The 20,841-nt window shown below is 41.0% G+C and carries 23 protein-coding genes, 2 pseudogenes and 1 riboswitch; of the genes and pseudogenes, 6 read left to right on the top strand and 19 right to left on the bottom strand.

The window, feature by feature from the left end:
* Positions 1-6 precede the first annotated feature (6 nt).
* The 6 genes and pseudogenes from JCM19039_RS26220 to JCM19039_RS02090 form a co-directional block, all read right to left on the bottom strand.
* Positions 7-129: a hypothetical protein gene (locus JCM19039_RS26220; protein ID WP_255343607.1), complete on the bottom strand. Its 123-nt coding sequence runs from the start codon at positions 127-129 to the stop codon at positions 7-9.
* A complete protein-coding gene (locus JCM19039_RS02110; RefSeq protein ID WP_255343606.1) occupies positions 75-872 on the bottom strand; it encodes a MetQ/NlpA family ABC transporter substrate-binding protein in 798 nt (265 codons plus the stop codon). The genes JCM19039_RS26220 and JCM19039_RS02110 overlap by 55 nt, the downstream gene beginning before the upstream one ends.
* Positions 873-895: 23 nt before the next feature.
* A pseudogene (locus JCM19039_RS02105) lies at positions 896-1,566 on the bottom strand (methionine ABC transporter permease).
* A 9-nt stretch (positions 1,567-1,575) separates the two neighbouring features.
* Positions 1,576-2,595 (bottom strand): methionine ABC transporter ATP-binding protein, encoded by a 1,020-nt coding sequence (locus JCM19039_RS02100; RefSeq protein WP_042423358.1) that lies wholly within the window; start codon positions 2,593-2,595, stop codon positions 1,576-1,578.
* A 156-nt stretch (positions 2,596-2,751) separates the two neighbouring features.
* Positions 2,752-2,857: riboswitch (SAM riboswitch) on the bottom strand.
* 72 nt (positions 2,858-2,929) lie between these two features.
* Positions 2,930-3,415, bottom strand: coding sequence for a FixH family protein (locus JCM19039_RS02095; protein ID WP_042423355.1), 486 nt, complete (start codon positions 3,413-3,415; stop codon positions 2,930-2,932).
* Positions 3,408-4,772 (bottom strand): PepSY domain-containing protein, encoded by a 1,365-nt coding sequence (locus JCM19039_RS02090; protein ID WP_042423352.1) that lies wholly within the window; start codon positions 4,770-4,772, stop codon positions 3,408-3,410. Before JCM19039_RS02090 ends, JCM19039_RS02095 begins: the two co-directional genes overlap by 8 nt.
* 290 nt (positions 4,773-5,062) lie before the next feature.
* Between JCM19039_RS02090 and JCM19039_RS02085 the strand changes: the two genes are divergently transcribed.
* From JCM19039_RS02085 to JCM19039_RS02070, 4 genes are read left to right on the top strand one after another with little or no spacing between them, the layout of a single operon-like run.
* A complete protein-coding gene (locus tag JCM19039_RS02085; RefSeq protein ID WP_042423348.1) occupies positions 5,063-5,746 on the top strand; it encodes a response regulator transcription factor in 684 nt (227 codons plus the stop codon).
* Entirely contained in the window at positions 5,743-7,167 is a 1,425-nt protein-coding gene (locus tag JCM19039_RS02080) for a cell wall metabolism sensor histidine kinase WalK (RefSeq protein WP_042423345.1), read from the top strand. The genes JCM19039_RS02085 and JCM19039_RS02080 overlap by 4 nt, the downstream gene beginning before the upstream one ends.
* Positions 7,164-7,775 carry an SCO family protein gene (locus JCM19039_RS02075; protein ID WP_042423343.1) on the top strand — a complete coding sequence of 204 codons (612 nt, stop codon included), beginning with the start codon at positions 7,164-7,166 and terminating at the stop codon, positions 7,773-7,775. The genes JCM19039_RS02080 and JCM19039_RS02075 overlap by 4 nt, the downstream gene beginning before the upstream one ends.
* Positions 7,776-7,828: 53 nt before the next feature.
* Entirely contained in the window at positions 7,829-8,179 is a 351-nt protein-coding gene (locus JCM19039_RS02070) for a bleomycin resistance family protein (protein ID WP_042423340.1), read from the top strand.
* Positions 8,180-8,317: 138 nt separating this feature from the next.
* Here the strand turns inward: JCM19039_RS02070 and JCM19039_RS02065 are convergent, their stop codons facing one another.
* The 6 genes from JCM19039_RS02065 to JCM19039_RS02045 all read right to left on the bottom strand — a co-directional run bounded on the left by JCM19039_RS02065 (position 8,318) and on the right by JCM19039_RS02045 (position 13,247).
* Positions 8,318-8,629, bottom strand: coding sequence for a YxeA family protein (locus JCM19039_RS02065; RefSeq protein ID WP_042423338.1), 312 nt, complete (start codon positions 8,627-8,629; stop codon positions 8,318-8,320).
* Between the two features lie 26 nt (positions 8,630-8,655).
* Positions 8,656-9,618 (bottom strand): ABC transporter permease, encoded by a 963-nt coding sequence (locus tag JCM19039_RS25010; protein WP_238544894.1) that lies wholly within the window; start codon positions 9,616-9,618, stop codon positions 8,656-8,658.
* A complete protein-coding gene (locus JCM19039_RS25005) occupies positions 9,555-10,580 on the bottom strand; it encodes an FtsX-like permease family protein (RefSeq protein ID WP_238544893.1) in 1,026 nt (341 codons plus the stop codon). The genes JCM19039_RS25010 and JCM19039_RS25005 overlap by 64 nt, the downstream gene beginning before the upstream one ends.
* A complete protein-coding gene (locus tag JCM19039_RS02055) occupies positions 10,577-11,356 on the bottom strand; it encodes an ABC transporter ATP-binding protein (protein WP_042423335.1) in 780 nt (259 codons plus the stop codon). The genes JCM19039_RS25005 and JCM19039_RS02055 overlap by 4 nt, the downstream gene beginning before the upstream one ends.
* Before the next feature lie 149 nt (positions 11,357-11,505).
* Positions 11,506-12,552, bottom strand: coding sequence for a HAMP domain-containing sensor histidine kinase (locus JCM19039_RS02050; RefSeq protein ID WP_042423332.1), 1,047 nt, complete (start codon positions 12,550-12,552; stop codon positions 11,506-11,508).
* Between the two features lie 11 nt (positions 12,553-12,563).
* A complete protein-coding gene (locus JCM19039_RS02045) occupies positions 12,564-13,247 on the bottom strand; it encodes a response regulator transcription factor (protein ID WP_081834276.1) in 684 nt (227 codons plus the stop codon).
* Between the two features lie 557 nt (positions 13,248-13,804).
* On the opposite strand from JCM19039_RS02045, the pseudogene JCM19039_RS27675 reads away from it, so the two are divergent.
* Both JCM19039_RS27675 and JCM19039_RS02030 read left to right on the top strand, forming a co-directional pair.
* Positions 13,805-15,231 (top strand): annotated as a pseudogene (locus tag JCM19039_RS27675) (APC family permease); the annotation flags it as partial.
* Complete coding sequence (locus JCM19039_RS02030; protein WP_042423324.1) at positions 15,231-16,130, top strand: agmatinase family protein; 900 nt, start codon at positions 15,231-15,233, stop codon at positions 16,128-16,130. The pseudogene JCM19039_RS27675 and the gene JCM19039_RS02030, both read left to right, overlap by 1 nt.
* Before the next feature lie 163 nt (positions 16,131-16,293).
* Here the strand turns inward: JCM19039_RS02030 and JCM19039_RS02025 are convergent, their stop codons facing one another.
* The 7 genes from JCM19039_RS02025 to JCM19039_RS24985 all read right to left on the bottom strand — a co-directional run bounded on the left by JCM19039_RS02025 (position 16,294) and on the right by JCM19039_RS24985 (position 20,780).
* The gene (locus JCM19039_RS02025) at positions 16,294-16,893 is read right to left on the bottom strand and encodes a stage II sporulation protein M (RefSeq protein WP_042423321.1); all 600 of its coding nucleotides are present in this window, start codon (positions 16,891-16,893) and stop codon (positions 16,294-16,296) included.
* 682 nt (positions 16,894-17,575) lie between these two features.
* On the bottom strand, positions 17,576-17,782 hold the full coding sequence (locus JCM19039_RS02020; protein WP_042423318.1) for a hypothetical protein: 207 nt from the start codon (positions 17,780-17,782) through the stop codon (positions 17,576-17,578).
* 183 nt (positions 17,783-17,965) lie between these two features.
* A complete protein-coding gene (locus JCM19039_RS02015) occupies positions 17,966-18,466 on the bottom strand; it encodes a VOC family protein (RefSeq protein WP_052398432.1) in 501 nt (166 codons plus the stop codon).
* Positions 18,467-18,829: 363 nt separating this feature from the next.
* Positions 18,830-19,222, bottom strand: coding sequence for a RidA family protein (locus JCM19039_RS02010; RefSeq protein WP_042423315.1), 393 nt, complete (start codon positions 19,220-19,222; stop codon positions 18,830-18,832).
* A 264-nt stretch (positions 19,223-19,486) separates the two neighbouring features.
* Complete coding sequence (locus JCM19039_RS24995) at positions 19,487-19,660, bottom strand: hypothetical protein (RefSeq protein ID WP_238544892.1); 174 nt, start codon at positions 19,658-19,660, stop codon at positions 19,487-19,489.
* On the bottom strand, positions 19,657-20,208 hold the full coding sequence (locus JCM19039_RS24990) for an MFS transporter (protein WP_238544891.1): 552 nt from the start codon (positions 20,206-20,208) through the stop codon (positions 19,657-19,659). The genes JCM19039_RS24995 and JCM19039_RS24990 overlap by 4 nt, the downstream gene beginning before the upstream one ends.
* 17 nt (positions 20,209-20,225) lie before the next feature.
* A complete protein-coding gene (locus JCM19039_RS24985) occupies positions 20,226-20,780 on the bottom strand; it encodes an MFS transporter (protein ID WP_238544898.1) in 555 nt (184 codons plus the stop codon).
* Between the last annotated feature and the right edge of the window lie 61 nt (positions 20,781-20,841).

Below are 20,841 nucleotides of genomic sequence, written 5' to 3'. Positions count from 1 at the left end.
GACCTCCTATTTTGGGTAATTGAGCAATTCTTCGACTGAAATAAATGTCGGAATACTTGCACCTTCATACTCGTCTAAAATAAATTGTTCAACTTCTTCGCTTTGGTAAATGTCGATAATCTTTTGCAACGCTGGATCATCAGCATTGTCCTCACGTGCAGCGATAATATTGATATAAGGCGTAGCGTCTCATCTTCAATGGCAATGGCATCATCAGGAGGGCTTAAACCTGCATCTACTGCGATTCCGTTGTTAATAATTGCGGCATCAATGTCTGCCATGATGCGAGGCGCATTCGCCGGTTGAACAGGTGTGAGTGTTAGGTTTAAAGGATTCTCTTTAATGTCATCAAGCCCACTCGTTACCCCGAAATCGTCTTCTAGCTCTAATAGCCCGGCTTCTTCGAGAAGCATAAGATTTCTCGCTTGATTGGTCACTTCATTGGCTATGGCAATTTCAGCCCCTTCTGGGATGTCTTCCACGCGCTCATACTCGTCGCTGTACAAGCCTAAAGGAGCGAGCACAGTCGCTGCAATGGCTTCTAAATGATCAAACCCGTGCTCTTCTTTAAAGTTGTCAAAGTAAGAAACGGTTTGAAAAGCATTGGCGTCAATCTCCTCTTCGGCAAGTGCGATATTCGGTTGCACATAATCACTAAAACGAATTAAATCAATCTCAATGCCTTCCTCTTCAGCAAGTTCAGCAATATAGTCCCACTGCGGCGTGTCGGTCCCGCTCACGCCAATCTTTACTGTTACCGGGTCATCAGGGCTAAACGCTCCTGCCTCCGTTTGTGATTGTTCATCATCGCCGCACGCAACGAGTGCCGCTGCAGTAAATGTTACCCCTACGAATTTCAATTGTTTTCTCATTATGGCATTCTCCTCTATCTGTTTTATCTTCTTCTTGCTTTTCGCGAAAAATAATTACCTGATGTTTGTACCGCTTGAACAATTAAGACGAGCAGTACGACGGTGATGAGCATCGTCATATTATCAAACCGCTGATACCCGTATGTGAGCGCAACGTCACCAATTCCTCCAGCTCCAATCGCACCAGCCATCGCAGTCGCCCCAACGAGACCAATGGTTACCGTCGTAATCGTAAGGATGAGCGAGCCCATCGCCTCAGGTAAGATAAACTTTGTAATCACCTGTACTTTCGATGCCCCCATCGCATCAGCTGCCTCCAATATTCCAGGTTCAACTTCAAGCAATGAGTTCTCAACGAGTCTTGCAACATACGGTGCCGCATAGGCAACAAGGGGCACAATGGCTGCCGTTGTGCCGACCGACGTACCAACAATGGCACGAGTAATCGGAATAATTGCAACGAGTAAAATAATAAATGGAATCGAACGCAACACATTAATGACTGGATTTAAAAGGTTAAAAATGAATGGTGATGAAAGGATATGCCTTCTCTTGTGACAACAAGAATCACGCCTAATACCGCGCCAATAAGAACCGAAAATACGAGAGAGATGCTTACCATATACAATGTTTCATATAAAGCATCAAGTAGTTGAGCGGTCGTAATATTCGGCTGGATTGCAGACGGTAGCATTTCTAACATTTATGCCACCTCCTTTAGGGAAAGGTCGTTTTCGTATACAAAATCAATCGCCTGCTCGATCGCTTGTTCTTCTCCTTGGATTTGAATGACGAGATGTCCAAAAGGCACTTGTTGTATTTCGGTAATATTGCCGTACAGTACATTCACATCAACTCCGAACTTCTTGACCATTTGCGATAAAATCGGTTCACTCGATGACGAGCCAATAAACTCAATCTGAATCACTTTTGAATGCTCATCTTGTGTCTTCACAGCTTCCATAACGCGCCTCGGGATATCGGCTTGAAATACTGACTTTACAAACTTCTTCGTCGTTTCTTCTTGCGGTTTAGAGAATACATCGATAACAGAACCACTCTCAACAACCTCGCCATCGTCCATGACCGACACCCGATCACAAATTTGTTGAATGACCGACATTTCATGCGTGATGAGTAGCACAGTAATTTGATATTGTTTATTAATTTCTTTAATGAGCTGCAAAATCGAATTCGTCGTCTCCGGGTCGAGTGCGGATGTCGCTTCATCACACAACAGAATTGATGGGTTAGAAGCAAGCGCACGAGCAATACCCACCCGTTGCTTTTGTCCACCTGATAACTGTTCTGGATAATGATGTTTATGATGATCCAAACCAACAAACTGGAGCAACTCTTCCACACGCTCCGTTATTTCCTTGTTCGACTTCTTTTGTAAGGTTAGCGGCATCGCAATGTTTTGAAACACCGTTCGGGATTGCAACAAGTTAAAATGTTGAAAGATCATGCCAATGTTTTGTTTTTGGTTTTGAAGTTCTTTCCCCGCTTTCTGACTCAAGTCAATATCATCCACGAGCACGCGCCCCGATGTTGGACGCTCAATGAGGTTCACACAACGAATGAGCGTGCTTTTCCCTGCCCCACTCAAGCCGATAACACCGTGAATCTCTCCTTTATCAATCGTGACATTCACGTTTTTCAATGCATGTATCGCACCAGTTTTTGTTTCGTATGTTTTCGATACGTCTTCAAATGTAATCATCTACATTCCCCTCTAACGACAAATTCTTAGTTAACATATAAATTTACTTAGTTTTAACGATAAAAATCTCTTCAATCGTATCCTTTTGGAAACGAAAAATCCTCCCTTCTTAAAAATAAGAAGAGAGGATGGTTGGTCTTTATCCCGTTTAGGCTCTTCTTATCTTTGCAGCATACATGCTACAGGAATTGGCACAGTGCTTAAGAGTAAGCCTGTTGCCGAGGTTTCAAAGGGCCAGTCCCTCCACCTCTCTGGATAAGAAATATTTAGTTATGAATTTTCTTTTATTATATAGACAAAATTTATTTTGTCAACTGTCTTTTAAATTTTTTATCTAGTGATGAGCTCCATGATCTTTATCTCCCAATTTCTCTGATCCATTTTCCATTAACAAAAGTACTTCCTCTTGATAGAGCCTGCCAACGGCAAAGTATTTTTTCGGTCGTAGCTTTTGGTCATCGATTTCTACGACAGCCTCCGCGTAATAGAGACCCTCCCGAGAGACTTCTACTTCTGTTTCATACACGCCCATCGTATGGTGGAAGAGCTCGTACTCATCTGCTTCTTCTTCCCCTGCTAACACCGGCCAAATGCGGATACCGACATGTTCTGCATCAACGACAGGAATGTAGTCTGCTGTCACTTGAACAGAGAGCCGTTGCTGTTCGTTTGCGGTGACAATCTCATTTGTCATCATATCTACAACGAGTCTGTCCCTGTCATTGTAGTCATCATGATTGTTGGCGTCCACGAACCATTCCATCATTGAACAACCCGACAACATTACCAGTAGGAAGCCCACGATCATTCCTCTACGCATGGTGTTCCTCCTCTTGAACATTGAGCCATGTTCTTAACCTTTTGCTCTTTCGAATAATGTAGCGATCAATGAGATAAACGACGACAAGAGACAAACCAACAAGTGGGAAGATGACGGCAAAGATGAGGAGAATCGTCAATATCCCTCTCGCTTCGGTAATTCGGATTGATCTCGGTGCACCAGAATGGGTCGTTGGCTTCCTGCGTTTCCATAGCCAAAAACCACTTAAAATCATGACCACCATCCCTACGCAAACGAGCAGTCCGGCTATCTGATTCCAAAACCCAAATTGTAATCCTTTATGAATCGTAATGCCAAGCGCCATCGCTTTACCTATCGTTCCATAATCATCGTATCGGTAATCGGCCAAAACCGCGCCGTTATATTGATCGATATGAACGGTTGCTTCATCTTGAGCTCGATGCGGGAAGACAGAAAGTGTGAAAACTCCTTCTTGTCCACTTGGATATAAGATATCGTATGTCGGATGAATATCGAGCTGTTTTGCCACCCTCGTCACTTCGGTAATGGATACTTGTTCAAATCCTGCAATATATTGTGATTCTGGTACAGGCAGATTTTCTGCAGCCCAACTCACATCAGCTACATCTTCAGATATGACTTCAGATTCGGGAGCAGAACCAACCCATATTGAAGGTGGATACCCTGCACCTGTGCTCGTCACTAGTTGTTGAACCCCATTTCCCCAAAAGCCGGTCCACAATAAGCCAGTGACGAGTAAGAAAATCATGCCTCCGGAAAGCCAAAATGCTGGCACCGCGTGAAAATCACGAATGAGTGTGCGTTTACCTTTTCTAAAGCGGGGAACGATCACTCCTTGAACTTTATTTTTTTTACGAGGAAACCATAAGTACAGGCCACTCACAATCATAATAATTGTCCAACAAGCGACGAGCTCGACAATTCGATCCCCGGTTGTCCCTGCCATAAGTTCACTATGTAAGTCAGCCAACCGATCCATCACACGATCGCGATCTTGCAACGTACCGAGAATCGACCCCGTATAAGGATTGACAAACACCGTTAACGACTCACCCGCTTCATCAACAATTCCTACTTCAGCAGAGCGATTGGCATCTTCCCCAGGCCGATATCTAACCACTTCGCCGCCGTGTTCATCCGCTGCAATTTCTACTTGCTCCTCAGGTGGTAGCGTCTCTCCAGACGCTTCTACTTCGTAATAATCAGCATAGATTGCAGCTTCAATATCCCATTTAAAAAGATAAATTCCCCCTGTAATCGCTAGTACGAGCAAAAAAGGAACCAATAGTAGACCTGCATATAAATGCCAGCGCCATATTACTTGCACATTCATCTGTTTTGATTTTTTTGCCATCGGTACGCTCCCCTCAACTACCACTTTTGTAAAGATTGTTCGTTGTTCTGCGATGTAGTGCCTAACGGTTTTGACAGCGTGTGACTTCCACAAAGCCCGCTACCGTATGTATATCCATCCTAAATAAGCGTTGTGAAGTCTATGTGAAATCTTCAATTCTGGCTTTTATGCCACACAATTTCTTCACAAATCGTGCCTACACTACAAGTAGAAACATTTACTAACTCATCACGTTGTACAATCTAGTGAAAAATTAGCTATAATGCAGTTGAAATGAGAAGGAGGCTACCATGAGTGAACGAAAGACGATTCTCGTCGTAGACGATGAGGAGCCATTATTAAACCTCGTAACTTCAGTATTAATATCAAACGGATACAACGTCGAACGTGCAACGAATGGTTTGGCTGCCCTTAAAAAACTTCGCACGTCGTCGATCCATCTTGTCATTATGGATGTAATGATGCCGGGTATGGACGGCTTTGAACTGTGCCAAGAAGTTAGACACCGATCGGACATTCCGATCATTATGCTTACCGCTCGTGGGGAACAAGAAGAACGAGTACGGGGGCTTCAATTAGGTGCTGATGACTATATTGTCAAACCGTTTGGCCTAGACGAACTCGTAGCTAGAATTCACGCAGTCCTTCGACGCTTAGGTCATCGAAACGAGCGGACGCTCATTAAAGTGGGCAACCTTGTTATCAATGTCGAATCACGAACCGTTACGAATGACACAGCGCATATTTCCTTGTCAAAGAAAGAATTTGACCTGTTAGTATTTCTTGCCGAACACCCTGCGCAAGTATTTTCTCGAGACCACCTTCACGAGTTGCTTTGGGATAAGGATATGACAGAGGGGAATTTGCGAACAGTAGATACACACATAAAAACATTACGAATAAAACTAAAATCCGCGAAACATTTAATACAGACCGTTTGGGGAGTGGGTTACAAATTTCAAAAGGAAACATGAATAAACGCCACCACTCATTGCGAACACGCATCTGGATAACGCTCATTGCTGTATTCCTTCTGTTAGCGCTACTCAGCGTATACGTCGCCTCGTATTTATATGAACGGCTATATGTCGACGAACACATTCAATCACTGACTGAGTCGGGAGAAGAACTTGCATCCATCTATTATGGATACGACTCAGAGAGTTCCTTTTTATGGCGTGTGCAATGGACCGACCAAAGCTCTGGTGCCGATGTGTTCTACTTTGATCAAGAGCACCCTCTACTCGAACCCGACAGCAGAGACAACCTTATGATTGAATTCTTCACCTCGGATGAGCAGAACGAATTGCTATCTGGAAAGACCATCGAAATTATTCGTACGCACCCAAGCTACGACCAAGAAGTGCTCGGTGTCGTTGTTCCTCTCATAGAAAATGAACAATTTACAGGGATGATCTTACTGTCCCAACCCCTCACGAGCATTTACGAACCTCTATCAGAACTTCGTACTGTAGGCTTAGGTTTGCTTTTCATGTTCGTCATTTTATTTTTTATAACCGGGAAATTAATCTCAAAAGAAATGATTACACCGATTCAGAAAATGGAAAGAGCCGCTCTACGGATGGCAAATGGTGAGTATGATGCTCGCATAACTGCCACGTCCAAAACCAATGAAATCAACCAGCTTGGTGAATCATTAAACCATCTCGCGGGCACACTTCAGTCGGAAGAAAAGAACCGTACAGAATTTATCGGTAACGTATCTCATGAATTACGTTCACCTCTTGGTTACATTAAAGGGTACGCAGAAGGAATTGAAAAAGGGATAATAAAAAGTGAAGACGGGATTCCTATTATTCGGCAGGAAGCGGAATCGATGCTTCATTTAGCCAATGACCTATTAGATCTCACCAAACTACAAAGTGATACGTATGAGCTCCACTTTGAACCGGTAGCTTTTGCACAGATTGTTCATGATCTTTTGAATCGAGCTGCACAAGTTGCTGATGAGAAGAGCATTGTTATTCATCGGGACATTGATGACAGTTGCATCATACATGGTGACACGCAGAGGTTAGCTCAAGTCGTTCGCAACCTTTTGGATAACGCCATAAACTATTCTAACGAATCATCCTCCATACAGGTTACTTTAAAAACATTTGATAATTGCTTTCTCTTCACCATTCAAGATGAAGGCGTTGGAATTCCAGAGGAGAAAGTTCAGCATATTAGTGAACGATTTTACCGGGTCAACAGTGCCCGCTCAAGATCAGATGGGGGTAGTGGGGTTGGACTCGCAATTGTAGATGAGATTGTTAAGAAACACGGAGGGACATTTACCGTATCTTCGCGCTTAGGCGTCGGGACCGTCGTTCAAATCGAACTCCCAGAATATGTAGACGAGGACAACGAGAAAGGGAGTGAAAACACATGAAAAAGTCTTTCACCTATGCTCTCCCTCTACTTGTAGGTCTCATACTGGGGGGGTGCGCGTCATTTTTCACGCCTTCGAACGAGACAACGGCTGAGGTTGCTCGCGATCTAAGCGAACAATCCTTGTACGTTTCATCGTTTTCTTTTGTGAACCAAGACGAAGACGCTGTTACTGACGAAGATTTTCACGGCTCATACTGGTTAGCGACGATGACATTCACCGACTGTCCGACGATCTGCAACATGATGACGCCAAATATGGCTGAAATCCAAGAAGCATCTGAGGAACAAGGACTCGCATTATCCTTTGTCTCTTTTACTGTCGACCCAGCCACCGATACCCCTGACGTCTTGCAAACATACGGGGAGCAGTACAATGTAGATTTCTCAAACTGGGACTTCTTAACCGGGTACGACCCTAATGAGATTGAACAGTTTGTTGAAGAATCTTTTCACTCTACTGTATTAAACGATCCAGCAGATCCCGATATTATTCATACGACCAACTTCTTCTTAATTAACGACGAAGGCCAAGTTGTGCGAAGTTATGATGGTTTGAATTCGAATATCCCACCAATCATATCTGACCTTGAGTCGGTAATACATTAAGGGAGGGGCTTTCTTAAATTTTAGAAAGCTCCTTCAAAGGATGGATGATCTATTTGAAAATGATACATGCAATTCCAAAACTACCGGTTCATAACATCACATCAAGTATTACTTTCTATGAGTATCAATTGGGGTTTACACTCATATACAGTGATGAGGAGTATGCGATTTTAACCTATGACAAAGTAGAGCTGCACATTTTTAAGTGGTTTACAACAGATGGCGTATCACAATTGATTGCACAAAGTTGTCGTATTCGGGTTAAAGACGTTGCTAAGTTTTATGACGACTATAAAGAAAAGAACATTATCCATCCTAACGGTCATTTAATAGCGCAGCCTTGGGGAGAAACAGATTTTACAGTCGTTGATATTAATAATAATGCAATTAGTTTTTATGAGTAGCTACCTTTAAAAAAGTCGCACTTGTTGCGTTTACGCGTTTTCCTATACGACGGTTTCAAAAACCCTTGATGTTCCCGGCACTGAAAATCAAAGGTTTTTATTGTTCCCTAAACTACTTGTACCACTGTTGGATTCCCCTCAATGTACAGGCATATGTTCTTCTTTAATAAACTCATATTCTTCTGCAAACGTACCTTTAGCAAGTACTCTTACATACGTGCCGTGATCAAGTGGAGTGCTCGTCGTAAATACAACTCTTTTTGTCTCGTTGCCCTCAGTAACCCCTTGCATTGAGTATTTATATCTTCCATTATCTTCTTCGGGCTCGCCTTGGATCTCGACGTAGACGTATTCTGCTTCTATTAGAGGATTATAACGATCCACTGTTTCGCGAAAGATTAGGTAGGCACTAGCGATAAAAACAAGTGAAATAAGACTAAAGATGAACATCTTTTTTTCATAACTATTTTTCCTTTCTATAAAGCTTTTCGAACGATGCTTCTGTAATAACGAATGGTCAAGATGGTGAACATCAAATAGATCGTAATATAAGCTGCCATACTCATAATAATTGGGGTAAGCATGCTTGCGACAATTAGAACAGAACCTACGTTTAAAGCAAAAGCAGCGTGTAATAACCCAATTGCTAGAGGAATGATGTAAACAAAAAGCTGCTTACGGATAATTCCTTTCATAATATCGTTCACTTGAAATCCGAGTTGACGCAGTGTCCGGTAATGCTCTTTTTCTTGTTCAGCTTCTGTCATTTGTTTAAAGTACAAAATGCTACCTGTAGAGAGGAGAAACACAATCCCTAAAAAGCCGGCGATGAAAATGAGTAGACCGAAGGTTTGAATGGATTGTTCGTACGAAGTATGGAAGTCAGTAATAAACAAATCACTTTCTACATTTCCCAGAAAGATATTAGAAGCGACATCTGACTGGTCAGCATCTAACAACTGAAACGTCTCATAAGTCAACACCTCTGCGAATTCCCCAACTTGAATATTTTCCCTTATGCTTTGAAAGGTTGCTTCCGAAACAATGAGTTGATCGCCAAAAAATCTGTAGTTCATCACGTTTTCAAGTTTGAAATTAGAGACAGTTAGTTGCATTTCTTCGTCGTTTGTTGCTATGAATTTTACTTCTTTCGGAAATGAAAGCTCCATTCCTTCAATAATCGCTCGAGTATTATAATAGATCGCTTCCCCCTCTTCAGGTTGTTCTACATCCACCCCAGCCTGCGCGAGTTGTTCCGATGAAAAAAGCAGAAATGTTCTTTGACGTTCGTCTGCATTATTTTCCTTCGAAGTCCATGTACCATCAAATCGAATTGCATGAAGCTCTGCATAATGAAAGTCGATTTGCTCCTCTTCTAGACGATTTGAAATCGTACCAGCTTCTTGTGGCATATCTTCCACGGCAAAATCAAAGGGCATCGCAATCTGACATCATTTTCGGTTGAGTAATATAACGAATAGGAGAGGGAAATCATCGTAATTGTCATCGCCGAAAGAACGGTAATTAAGGTTAACGAGTTCGCGTGGCCTTTTAGCCTGTGCATTAATGACGCAACAGATAAACTATGATATAAACCAAGGTTTCCTCTTTGCTTTCTTCTAAACAAATACAACATCCAGCTAATCGTTGTGTGAAAAATAAGATATGTCCCAAAAATGGTGCTTGAGAGAACGAGTAGCATTAGAAATAGGAGTGAATCAGCATGTTCAATCATTAATGTTGAGATAAAGTATCCAAAAACGATGAGACCAATTCCTGTTAACGCTAAGATTGCAGACAACATATTCGGTCGCTTATTTATACGATCTGCCCGTTTTGTGGCATGAAATAATTGCAACAACGTACTTCGGTATACGATCAAGATAATTTGTACAGATGTAATGAGAATAAGGCCTATAAATACAACCATTGTCTGAATTACCGCTTGGCTAGAAAAAGGTAAGCCAAACATTCCGTCAACACCGATAAGGTTCATGAACAGCAACAGAAAGACTCGGGAAAATAACATCCCAACAATAAGACCAATTACGAGGGCTCCAATACCCAGGATGATGTGTTCAAATATTAATAAGCGCGAAACCCACCCTTTCGATAAACCGATCAGCTGATATAACCCAATCTCCTGGCTGCGCCTTCGAATGAAGATACTCGTGGCATAGGAACTAAATACGACCGAGATGAAAATAAGTAGTAGACCTGCTACTTGAAAGGCTGCAGAAAAGTTCACACTTGCGTTAGCCATCATCACAACCGTTTCATCATGCTGAAGCGTCGAGAAGATAAAGTAAAAACTGATGCAAGAGATCATGGCAAAAAAGTATAGGTAATACATTTTTATATTTTTTCGAACGCTCCGAATGACGAGCTTCTGAATGCTCACCTTACATGACCTCCTCCGAGCACTGCCTGCATATCAAGGATGTCTTTAAAGAACGCATCCCTCGTTTTATCTCCCCGATACAATTCAGAGTACACATGCCCATCGTGCAAGAACACTACACGGCTACAATAGCTAGAAGCCAACGGGTCGTGGGATACCATCACGATCGTTACTTTTCTTAACTGATTAATTTCGTATAGATTATCTAATAAATTCGAGGCTGCTTTTGAATCTAATGCGCCAGTAGGTTCGTCCGCAAAAACGATCGAAGGGGAGTGAATTAATGCCCGTGCGGCTGAAGTTCGTTGCTTTTGCCCTCCTGAGATTTCGGACGGATACTTATTCGCTAATTCTTCGATCTCCAACATTGTGGCAATGTCATGAAATGCGCGCTCAGCTTGACTGTTCGTTATTGGTGTTAAGGAGATAGGCAACAAAATGTTTTCCTTTACCGTTAACGTGTCCAGTAAATTATAGTCTTGAAAAATAAATCCTAGATGTTCACGTCGGATGTTTGAAAGTTTGCGATCCTTCATGGCTGTTATTTCGTAGTCATTAATAAAGACCTTTCCATCTGTTGCTCGATCAATCGTGGCAAGTGTGTTAAGTAGTGTTGTTTTTCCAGAGCCTGACGGTCCCATAATTCCAATAAACTCACCTTCTGTCACGCGAAGATCAATTCCGTTTAACACGTTCTGGGCATTTTGATGCGAACTATAGGTTTTACGAATTCCCTCAGCAATAAGAACAGATCTAGGTGTGCTTTCGTTTGTCATGTCTTACACTCCAGTCAAGTTGTTCTATACAAAGTGTAATTCTTTTAAGAAACAAGGTCGTAGGTTTTACATGATAAATAAACGGTGAATGTGATATTTTTGTCACTTTAAAAAAACAGTCAGGTTTTCAACATGTCCTGACTGCTACGCTATTTCGGTTGCAAAAGTGTTCGTCTCGTCTGTTCAAATGAATTGCCTGGCTTAAAGATCATGGAGAATGATGAACCTTGGCCAACGATTGAACGAACGTTTAGTTGGATGTGTAGTTTGTTGCTAATTTCGTTTGCGAGGTAAAGCCCCATACCGGTTGAGGCATGTTGCACACGCCCATTATCTCCTGTGAAACCTCGATCAAAAATTCGTGGGAGGTCATGCCCTTGTATGCCTGGCCCTTCATCTTTAAAAGTAACAGTTACAGCATTTTTTTGATCTACTTCGGTAGTAATAACTATGGTTCCATTGTCTGGGCTATATTTAATTGCATTAGTTAACAGTTGGCGCATGACAAATGCACACCACTTTCTGTCGGTGTAACTCGTAGCTGCATCACTTCTGCTTACGTCAATCGCCAAATTCTTTTCCATACACCAAGTCGATAACTCACGAATTTCTTCTTTTATTACAAGATTTACGTCCAGCTCTTCTGGAAGCAAATCTGACTCTAACGTAGCTAAACGTGATATGTAGAGTTGCTGATCGAGAAGTAAGTGCATTTTCAACCAACTTGAGCTTAGCCGCTGAGCTAGCTCATTCGAACGATGGGCATCAATCGTAATTTTCATCGCAGTAAGAGGCGTTTTCATTTCATGGATCCAGGAGGCAAGATCATTATATTCCAAAAGATTATTGGATTTTTCTCGATGACGTAATGTTTGATTTTGCTCATGGATCTTTTCAATTAGCTTGTTCACGATACCGTCAGGAAAACGGCTGTCTGGATATGGAATACGCTCAAACCAATTCTCACCCAAATCTGTTGCAAGAGAAGATAATAGTTTATAGTATGCGGTTTCTTTTTTGTACCTCCAGAATATAAATACGAAACAAACAGTCAGAAACAATACATTTAAATATAGGAGAGAATTGGGTTCTACTCGAATCCCCATATCAAGCAAGATGAGCGTGTTCGTAAGGATAAGAAGGAACCCGAGTAATCCAATCCAGCTTTTTTTATACAGAAGATAATGAATAAACAATGGTAGACCCCCTAAAGTGTCACAGCCATATATCCGAGTCCTTTCTTTGTGACGATTCCATCAGCTAAATTAAGAGCTAAGAGCTTTTGGCGTACTCTAGTGATGTTGGCTGTTAGTGTATTGTCATTAATATATTGATCATCATCCCATAGCATCTTCATCAATTCATGACGAGAAACCACCTGATTATTCGCTTTTACTAAAACCGAAAGAATAAAGAATTCATTTTTGGTAAGGTCAACCTTCTTACCTTCTTTATATATTCCACCACTCTTAAAGTCGAGAATCGCGTCATTCCATTTAACGACATCAGAGGATGCTTCTTCATACGTATATGTACGTCGACAAATCGCTTGGATTTTTGCAAGCAGTACTTCCATATGAAAAGGTTTTTGAACATAATCGTCCGCTCCTAAATTCATCGCCATCACCATATCCGTCGGGTGATCTCTTGAAGAAAGGAAGATAATGGGCACTTTGGAGACAGCTCGTATCTCCCTGCACCAGTGAAAACCGTCGTACTTTGGCAATTGTATATCAATGATGACGAGTTGAGGGTTGTGGGCGACGAAGTCTTCCATAACATGAGAAAAATCACTCGGGTGACTCACCTCATATGACCATTGGTTCAACCCTTCCTTTAAAGCTTTCAAGAGAAGCGAATCATCCTCGATAATATACACATTCAGGTTCATTAGAAAACATCCCTCCAATTTCATTACCAGGTTTCATGCTTTCTTTCAATGATAATTCTATAAATTTGACATTAGTATAATAGAGCTTACACGGATTGTCGAATTCAGTTCTCTACTTCTTTAGCACCCTATCCTTTGTCTAAAGAATCCTAAAGCTTATCCTCTGCATTGCACAAAGGTGGTCTCCACCATCATCAATTCTCCTCTCCTTTCATTCCGTTTATCTTAACAAACGGAATTCCCGCTATTGAAACTCTCGCTGAAGCTCCTAAATCGTAGACGCCTTTATTAGGGACGATTATGTTCTCAACTGCTGATAGTAGATCGAAGAACCTCCCCCTACAAAATGAATATTTGATTATAACAGTAGAGAGAAGTTGATCTATAAGTTCATAAACCTAAACCTTAACATGGATATCATTCAGATGTAGTAACTCTCCTCCATTAAGCTGTCTGCGTTTATAAAATAGGGTTGCTACTTCCTACAATTCTGAAATTGCCTATTGATAATAATATATTTTACAAGTATTATAATTAATCAAAGTGCATTTTTATACATGAAGGATAGGGAGAAGAATACTATGGGGAAAAAGGGTATGACGAATGTAGATTTCTTTGGTCTTGCTTTTGGGAGTATGATTGGAATCGGTTGGGTTATTTCCGTCCCACAATGGATAAGTTCAGCGGGTAGCCTTGGTGCAATCATTGCACTACTCGTTACGATGACGATCGTCATCCCCATTGGCTATGTGTACGCTGAATTAACGTCTAGTTTAAAACTTGCTGGTGGTGAGTTTACTTATACGGCACAATCATTAGGAAAGACTGCAGGCTTTTTATGCGGTTGGTTCCTTATATTAGGATATCTAATCATCTTACCTTGGGTTGCGATATCTGTTCCAATTCTATTTGCTTATGTTTTTCCATTTTTAAATCAGATTCCTTTGTATACGATCATTGGAGAAACGGTATACTTGCCGCACATTCTTCTTAGCCTCGCCATGATTGTAGGAATGACGTACATCAATTACAAAGGCGCTAAACTTTCTGCTCGCTTTCAAAACACGGCTACGTTCGTCATGTTGTTTACCTTTATTGCCTTTTTAGTCGGTGGATTTTTCTTCGGAGATGCTCAGAATGCGACTCCACTGATGCAAACAAACAGTGAAGACTCTTGGGTAACCGGCATTGTCCTTGCGGTTGCTTCCATCCTGTTCTTTATGAATGGTTTTGATACCATTTCCAAAACGATTGATGAAGCAGATCAAGGCATTAATTATAAAAATTTAGGAAAAGTCACACTTAGCACCATTATCGTAGGTGGCGGGCTATACATCATCATAGTCGCTGCATCCTCTTTTTTAATGCCCGCTGAACAAATGGGCTCAATGGGGTCATTACCCTTATTCATGCTTTAGAATATCAAACGGGTTCAAAGCTGCTTCCGCTAATCGTTGTCTTCGGAGTCTTATTAGGTGTAATTACGACCTTTAATGGCTTTCTTTTGGCAGGCAGTCGGTTAGTTCGTTCTTTCGCAGCAGAAGGGTATTTACCTAAGTTTTTTGCGAAGCAACATCGCCGCTACAAAACGCCATCCTATACGTTATGGACGATGGCAGCCATCGCTTTTGTAGGCGTATTGTTTGGGAGCGGTGCTTTATTACCTCTCGTCATTATGGGTGGTATTTCTTTTCTCATCGCTTGGTTTTGTATGGCACTTAGTGCCGTTCGGGTGCGACAGATTCTACCTTCACTAGCCAAACCATACAAGATGCCTGGCGGCATCACGATGGCGTACATCGCTTCTCTATTTTCCGGTGTTCTGCTGTTCGCTATGCTCATCCCAGGTACACCGATCTCGATGGGTTCCGTTGAGTACATCTTATTTGCGGTCTGGCTAATTATTGGTGCTTTATTTTATATTTTTTATACGCGAAATAACGTCACACAATTACATTCACTTAAAAAAAGGAGTGCATCATAATGAAAAGTTATCAATCATTTGGAATTTTAGGGTTTCCTTGGGATGGAGGGGCATCGCTTGGGCGACCAGGATCCCGCTTTGCTCCTAAGAAAATTCGCGAAGCTTTTCAATGGTTTGCCAATCGTATTGAGGAAAATAAAGTGTACAATGTTGAAAAACGAACCGTCTATACCTTCTCAGAAGATCCCATTCAAGACTTCGGCAACATAGATATTGTTGCCTACAGCACAGAAGATACGTTCAAAAATGCAGAGCAAAAAGTAACGGAAATATTACAAACTGAATCCTTCCCCTTTATTCTTGGTGGAGACCACTCAATTTCTTATCCTGTCATTAAAGCATTACATGATCAACATCCTGGAAAGAAGATAGGGATTGTTCAATTTGATGCCCATCTTGATCTTGTTGACTCCTCTCCTATCCAAGGAAAATATTCGCAAAGCAGTCAAATGAGACGAGCATTAGAACTGGAACACATTCACCCTGAGCATATTGTGCAAATCGGCGTTCGCAGTTACAACTATCCATGGTATGGTTCTTACCTTGCTAACTCTGGCATTAAACAAGTGACGGCCGCTGAAGTGCACACCCAGCCGATTGAAGAAACCATTCAGTTCGCTTTGTCGGCAATGGAAGAAGTTGACCTCATTTACGTCACATTTGATATGGACGTACTTGAACCGGCCTACGCCCCCGGTGTCGGCGCTAACGAACCCGGGGGGTTAACCCCTGTTCAATGCTTTCAAATGCTTGAAGCCTTGTATCCAATTACAGATGCCTTTGATATTGCAGAAGTAAACCCACTCTATGATCATCAAGATATTACAACCTCTATGGCAGCACGCATCATGTTTGATTGTTTCGTAGCTAAAATGAAAAAAGAAGAATCCACCAATTAACTAGACGGGGACGAATCATATCCTGCACGTGAAATAATTTCAATAACCCTTGGTCTTTCCGATACTGGAGATCGGGGGTTTTGTTATGCTCAATGACTCTTATAAAATTGTCTAACTTTATAATTATTGTGCCATGTCAAATTAACTCATAAGCTACTTTTCACTATAAAAATAGCGGAGTAATAAACGCTTCTATTACAGCCGCAAATATTAACACGGGGAATACGAGTACAAAATAGCCTATAAAGAAATTCTTTACGTTACCTAGAATCGAACTGTTTTCTTTTTTCTTGTTTCTAAACAAATTGGTTATTGATCTAATAATTGATTTATTTAATTTATAGAGTAATGCTGCAGCAATACAAAATCCTAGAAACTCAAACATAAAGTGAGGAACGATGCCGATAAGAATATCTGAGAAAAGTAGCTCTTCATTGGCAAATGCCATAGGCAAGTACAGCGCTAACCCGACAGAAAAACTAGTCATCGCTATATTAATAACATAAAGAAACGGAATGGGAATCAATGCAAATATAAGCATTTGCATCGGAACGTAGACACTGTTATTGACCACATAAGCCATAAAGCGCTCCCATGAGTTCGAGTCACGATCAGTAGAAGATGATTCGAGTGTGTTAAACAAAGAATCAAAGTCAGGACTGATAAGCGCAACACATAGAAAAGTAGCGATTATCATTGCGATTGATAGTAAAAAGAAATAAATAGTTCTTCTAATCATGTCCTTCGAAAATAGCTTTTCCACGCGATCACACCCTCTTTGTTATACATGCAGTAAATGATAAGAAATAATTTAGTTACTGCTGCAATGAGCACTACTGAAGCCACGCTATCAAAAAATCGCCTTCCCCATCTTCCAATTTCTATAGTGTCATATCGAGATAACGAGAACATCACGAGATGTCTAACTTTGGGTTAATTCAAGCTCGCCGACTACTATGAATAAGTAAATTAGGGGACATTTATAAAGGATATAAAGCTTTCATTATTTTTTTCGGAGGCACCCCAAAGAATTATGCGGAATAAGAAATGACAGAGTCAATTCTAGCGATTGTAAACGAAATGAGAAAACTGACCTCTAAATTTGGTTCATCAATTGTGGATATAACTCTAAATGTGTTAACGGATGCGCGTCTAGAAAGGTTTGTAAAATCAAGAGGAATTATTATCTGAGGAGAACAATGATTTGTAATATGAGAGGGGGGCTTAGTTCGGCATGTTGATGAGACTATTCCTTTCACTAAAGCGTAATTGTAAGCAAGCGTTTTGAATCACCTCATTACCTTAACCTGTTAATGAGATGATTATTTCTTGAGTGATTAACGACCTTTTTTTTATATTATATTTTGCTTAAGACAGTTAACTTTTCGATTAATGAACATTTAGCACATCTTCTACTCTTCTGTTTGAAGAACGAATGTTTCTCTTTACTCACTCAAACCATTCATCTCTCTTTCAATGAGAAACACAGAAATTTCAAAGGCTTGTATTCGCCGTTTGGCTAGAGTGATTTGAGATTTATACTGATCAGGTTTTTCTTTAGATTCAAAGGTTTTTACTGTTTCTCTTAACTTGTTTAATGTCGAGTCAATCTGACGTTTTGCTTCAACTAAGTCCGCTCGTGAAACCTCCATTTTAGTCCCACCCTTCTTAGTGTTGAATAACGGCAACTTCCGAGGGTCGTTGTTGCTGTTACACCTCAACATTTAGTATACAGCCTCATTACTAGTAACCTATTTGTTTGTGCAGTGTTTAGCTTGACGTAATGCAAGCAATTATCCCACGTATCAAGTGAAATGAATATAAATTGAAGCCCATTATTTTATGACAACACCTTTATACGTTTCAACCATGTTTCTTGTGTACAATTCAATAATGTTCTTTTCTGTGTCCTTAAAGTAAATTCTATATTCTCTCTGACTGTCCATCTCTTCTACGATTACTTTATAATCAATATCTTCTGTCTGAAGAACATGCAATACTTCTTCCACATTTTCAATGGCAACATGTAATGCGAAATGCACATGAACGCCTCCCTCATCATATAAATTTGACCAGGATGAGATTGCTTTCTGCTTTTCTATTCGTTCTTGTTCATTGAATTTCCTTGGTAGCCATAAGCCTAAGCGTGTATTACCTCCAACATACAACCACGTTGCCCAAAGACTACTTTTGTCGACGGTCGCAGATCCACCATCGGTATATCCCCATTGGTCCACAATTGGAAAACCTAACTTTTGATGCCAGAATTTAATAGCCTTGTCCATTGACTCCACTTCCACTACCAATTCTGATATCCCATTAACATTCATTTTCATAAGAATTCACCTCCCCCAAGATTAATTGGATATGAAAATTGTAATTTAATTAAACTGTTTTTTGTTCAATCTAAAGGAGGTTTCGATACGCAACTTTAGTCGTACGCTTTTGTAGTTGAACCTTTCTGTAATCATTTGGACAGTTTTAAGTTTACTGTATAGTACAAAATAAGAGTGGAGAATAACGGGGACTTCACTCAAGAAATTGGAGCGCGTAAATGTAAAAATCCTACCACGCGACATTTGCTTGTTAAATACTAACAACTACCGAAGGTTAGAGTCGCAGAATTAGATAATGCAAGTGTAGGAATTACGATGGTTTAATGAAAAAAGAACAGCTTTTCACTGTTCTTTCCCTAAAACTTAAAGTTCCGCGCACCATAATTCGATTTCGATTTTTAATTCAGGTAGCCCGAGTGCGGTTATATATGCAATCGTCATTGACGGGTATTCATTCGCGAACCATTCATTCCACAACTGATAAAAATAATCCCAATCGATCTCTTCAGTTGCCCACACGTTCACTTTAATCACGCTGTCTGGCGACAATCCTTCTGATTTGAGCACTTGTTTCATATTTGCAAATGTATTCTTGATTTGCTCATTTAGCTGATCTGGGACGTTCCCGTTCATGTCTGTCCCGATTTGACCCGCGGTTACAATGAAACCCGCACCTTTTGGCACTCTTGTAACGTGACTGTAGTTCCCAACCGGTGCATGCATTAGACGGGGGTTCGTTCGAACAATTCTCTCCATGAATATAACCTCTCTCACTATACGTTTTCTGCGTATTTCTTACGAATTAGACACACTTCACCAATTTTTGACTAATCAATAAAAAACAGCAGTCGAATACCCATAACCCATAGAGATAAACGAAAGTATTTTCTTTTTCATGGCACGGGCACTTCCTTTCACGATCGTCTGAGAAGTATATTTGTTAAATGCAATTCAGAGTAGCAATTTCTCTTACTACATATCATAACATAAGGACTTCCCAAAACTGGAAAGTCCATGCATTTACGCTCTCTTCTCGTTAATAAAACGGGTGAGCACGAGTGCTAGAAGGGCAATGAGTGCCATCATGAAAAAGGCAAGTGAAGTTCCCCAATACGTACCCACTTCGTACGGGGCGTCCATCGTTGTTGCTGTAACACTGATGATCGTTGATAGCACAATAATGCCAAACGTCATCCCAAATTGCCGAACCGTATTGACGAGTGCCGACCATGTGGGATATCTTCATCATCCAGTGCATTCATGCTTACCGTCACGAGTGGCATAAGCGTTAATCCAAAACCGATCATAAAGAAGCAAAAGTGGAACATTACCCAATACGGTGAACTATCCATACCGACGGTGTTCAACAAAACGAGAGACAATAACGTAAATGAAAAACCAATAAATGAAATCTTCTTTCCTCCATACCGATCGTATAAATTCCCAGATATGATCGTTATCACACTTAACAAGATCGTTCCTGGAACGAGTATGAAACCAGAAAGAAACGCCGTTGTCCCGAGTACATCTTGAGCAAACATCGGTAGAATCGTTTCTGCGGATAGTAACAACATCATATTTAAAAAGACAAGAATCATCGCTAAACGAAAGGTGCTATTTTTAAGTAACATCAAATTAAGCACCGGCATATCAAGGTTTATTTGTCTTTTTACGAACACGACTAATGCTAGCGCACCTGCGACAATTGGACCGGCGACGAGCAAATGCGTAAATCCATACACACTGATGTTACTCATTCCTAAAATAAGCAATGAGAACCTAGTGCCGAAACGATAATGGACAATACGTCCAATCGCGCCGCTTGTTTTTTTATCACATCTTTCATCGTAAAGACGGCGGCCACGAGCGTGATGATAATGAGTGGCAAGATCACCCAATGAAGGGATCGCCAATCAAACACATCAATAATCATGCCTGAAATTGATGGTGCACTGGCCGGCGCAACATTAATAACCGCACCGAGTAGACCCATCGCAAACCCTCGCCGCTCATAAGGAAATACCGTGAGTAAAATTGTTTGGACGAGAGGCAAAATAATGCCCGCGCCGACGGCTTGAATGACTCGGGAAAGAACAAGTGTCCCAAATTGTGCTGATACCCCTCCCAAGACGGTTCCAGCAGCGAGACACCCAAGCGCGAATACGACAAGTGCTTTCGTTGAAAAACGATTCGATAAATACCCCGACATCGGAATGAGCACGATGGTCGTAAGCAAAAACGCCGTTGTGAGCCATTGTACTTGAGTAGCATTAACCCCATACTCTTCCATAATTGTCGGGTATGCTGTGATCAATAAAAATTGACTGAACGTAAACAAAAATGCCGCAGAAAGAATAACGGCTACGACACCTTTA

Source organism: Geomicrobium sp. JCM 19039 (assembly GCF_000698145.1).
In the GTDB taxonomy this organism is placed as follows: Bacteria; Bacillota; Bacilli; order Bacillales; family Marinococcaceae; genus Geomicrobium_A.
The sequence above is the reverse complement of the archived record's forward strand: the minus strand, read 5'-3'. Positions and strand labels throughout refer to the sequence as shown.

Coding starts and splice junctions, on each gene's coding strand:
- JCM19039_RS02110 (WP_255343606.1), bottom strand. CDS start 872: ATGAGAAAACAATTGAAATTCGTAGGGGTAACATTTACTGCAGCGGCA.
- JCM19039_RS02100 (WP_042423358.1), bottom strand. CDS start 2,595: ATGATTACATTTGAAGACGTATCGAAAACATACGAAACAAAAACTGGT.
- JCM19039_RS02095 (WP_042423355.1), bottom strand. CDS start 3,415: ATGCGTAGAGGAATGATCGTGGGCTTCCTACTGGTAATGTTGTCGGGT.
- JCM19039_RS02090 (WP_042423352.1), bottom strand. CDS start 4,772: ATGGCAAAAAAATCAAAACAGATGAATGTGCAAGTAATATGGCGCTGG.
- JCM19039_RS02085 (WP_042423348.1), top strand. CDS start 5,063: ATGAGTGAACGAAAGACGATTCTCGTCGTAGACGATGAGGAGCCATTA.
- JCM19039_RS02080 (WP_042423345.1), top strand. CDS start 5,743: ATGAATAAACGCCACCACTCATTGCGAACACGCATCTGGATAACGCTC.
- JCM19039_RS02075 (WP_042423343.1), top strand. CDS start 7,164: ATGAAAAAGTCTTTCACCTATGCTCTCCCTCTACTTGTAGGTCTCATA.
- JCM19039_RS02065 (WP_042423338.1), bottom strand. CDS start 8,629: ATGTTCATCTTTAGTCTTATTTCACTTGTTTTTATCGCTAGTGCCTAC.
- JCM19039_RS25010 (WP_238544894.1), bottom strand. CDS start 9,618: ATGCCCTTTGATTTTGCCGTGGAAGATATGCCACAAGAAGCTGGTACG.
- JCM19039_RS02055 (WP_042423335.1), bottom strand. CDS start 11,356: ATGACAAACGAAAGCACACCTAGATCTGTTCTTATTGCTGAGGGAATT.
- JCM19039_RS02045 (WP_081834276.1), bottom strand. CDS start 13,247: ATGAACCTGAATGTGTATATTATCGAGGATGATTCGCTTCTCTTGAAA.
- JCM19039_RS02030 (WP_042423324.1), top strand. CDS start 15,231: ATGAAAAGTTATCAATCATTTGGAATTTTAGGGTTTCCTTGGGATGGA.
- JCM19039_RS02020 (WP_042423318.1), bottom strand. CDS start 17,782: ATGGAGGTTTCACGAGCGGACTTAGTTGAAGCAAAACGTCAGATTGAC.
- JCM19039_RS02015 (WP_052398432.1), bottom strand. CDS start 18,466: ATGAAAATGAATGTTAATGGGATATCAGAATTGGTAGTGGAAGTGGAG.
- JCM19039_RS02010 (WP_042423315.1), bottom strand. CDS start 19,222: ATGGAGAGAATTGTTCGAACGAACCCCCGTCTAATGCATGCACCGGTT.
- JCM19039_RS24995 (WP_238544892.1), bottom strand. CDS start 19,660: ATGACGTTTGGCATTATTGTGCTATCAACGATCATCAGTGTTACAGCA.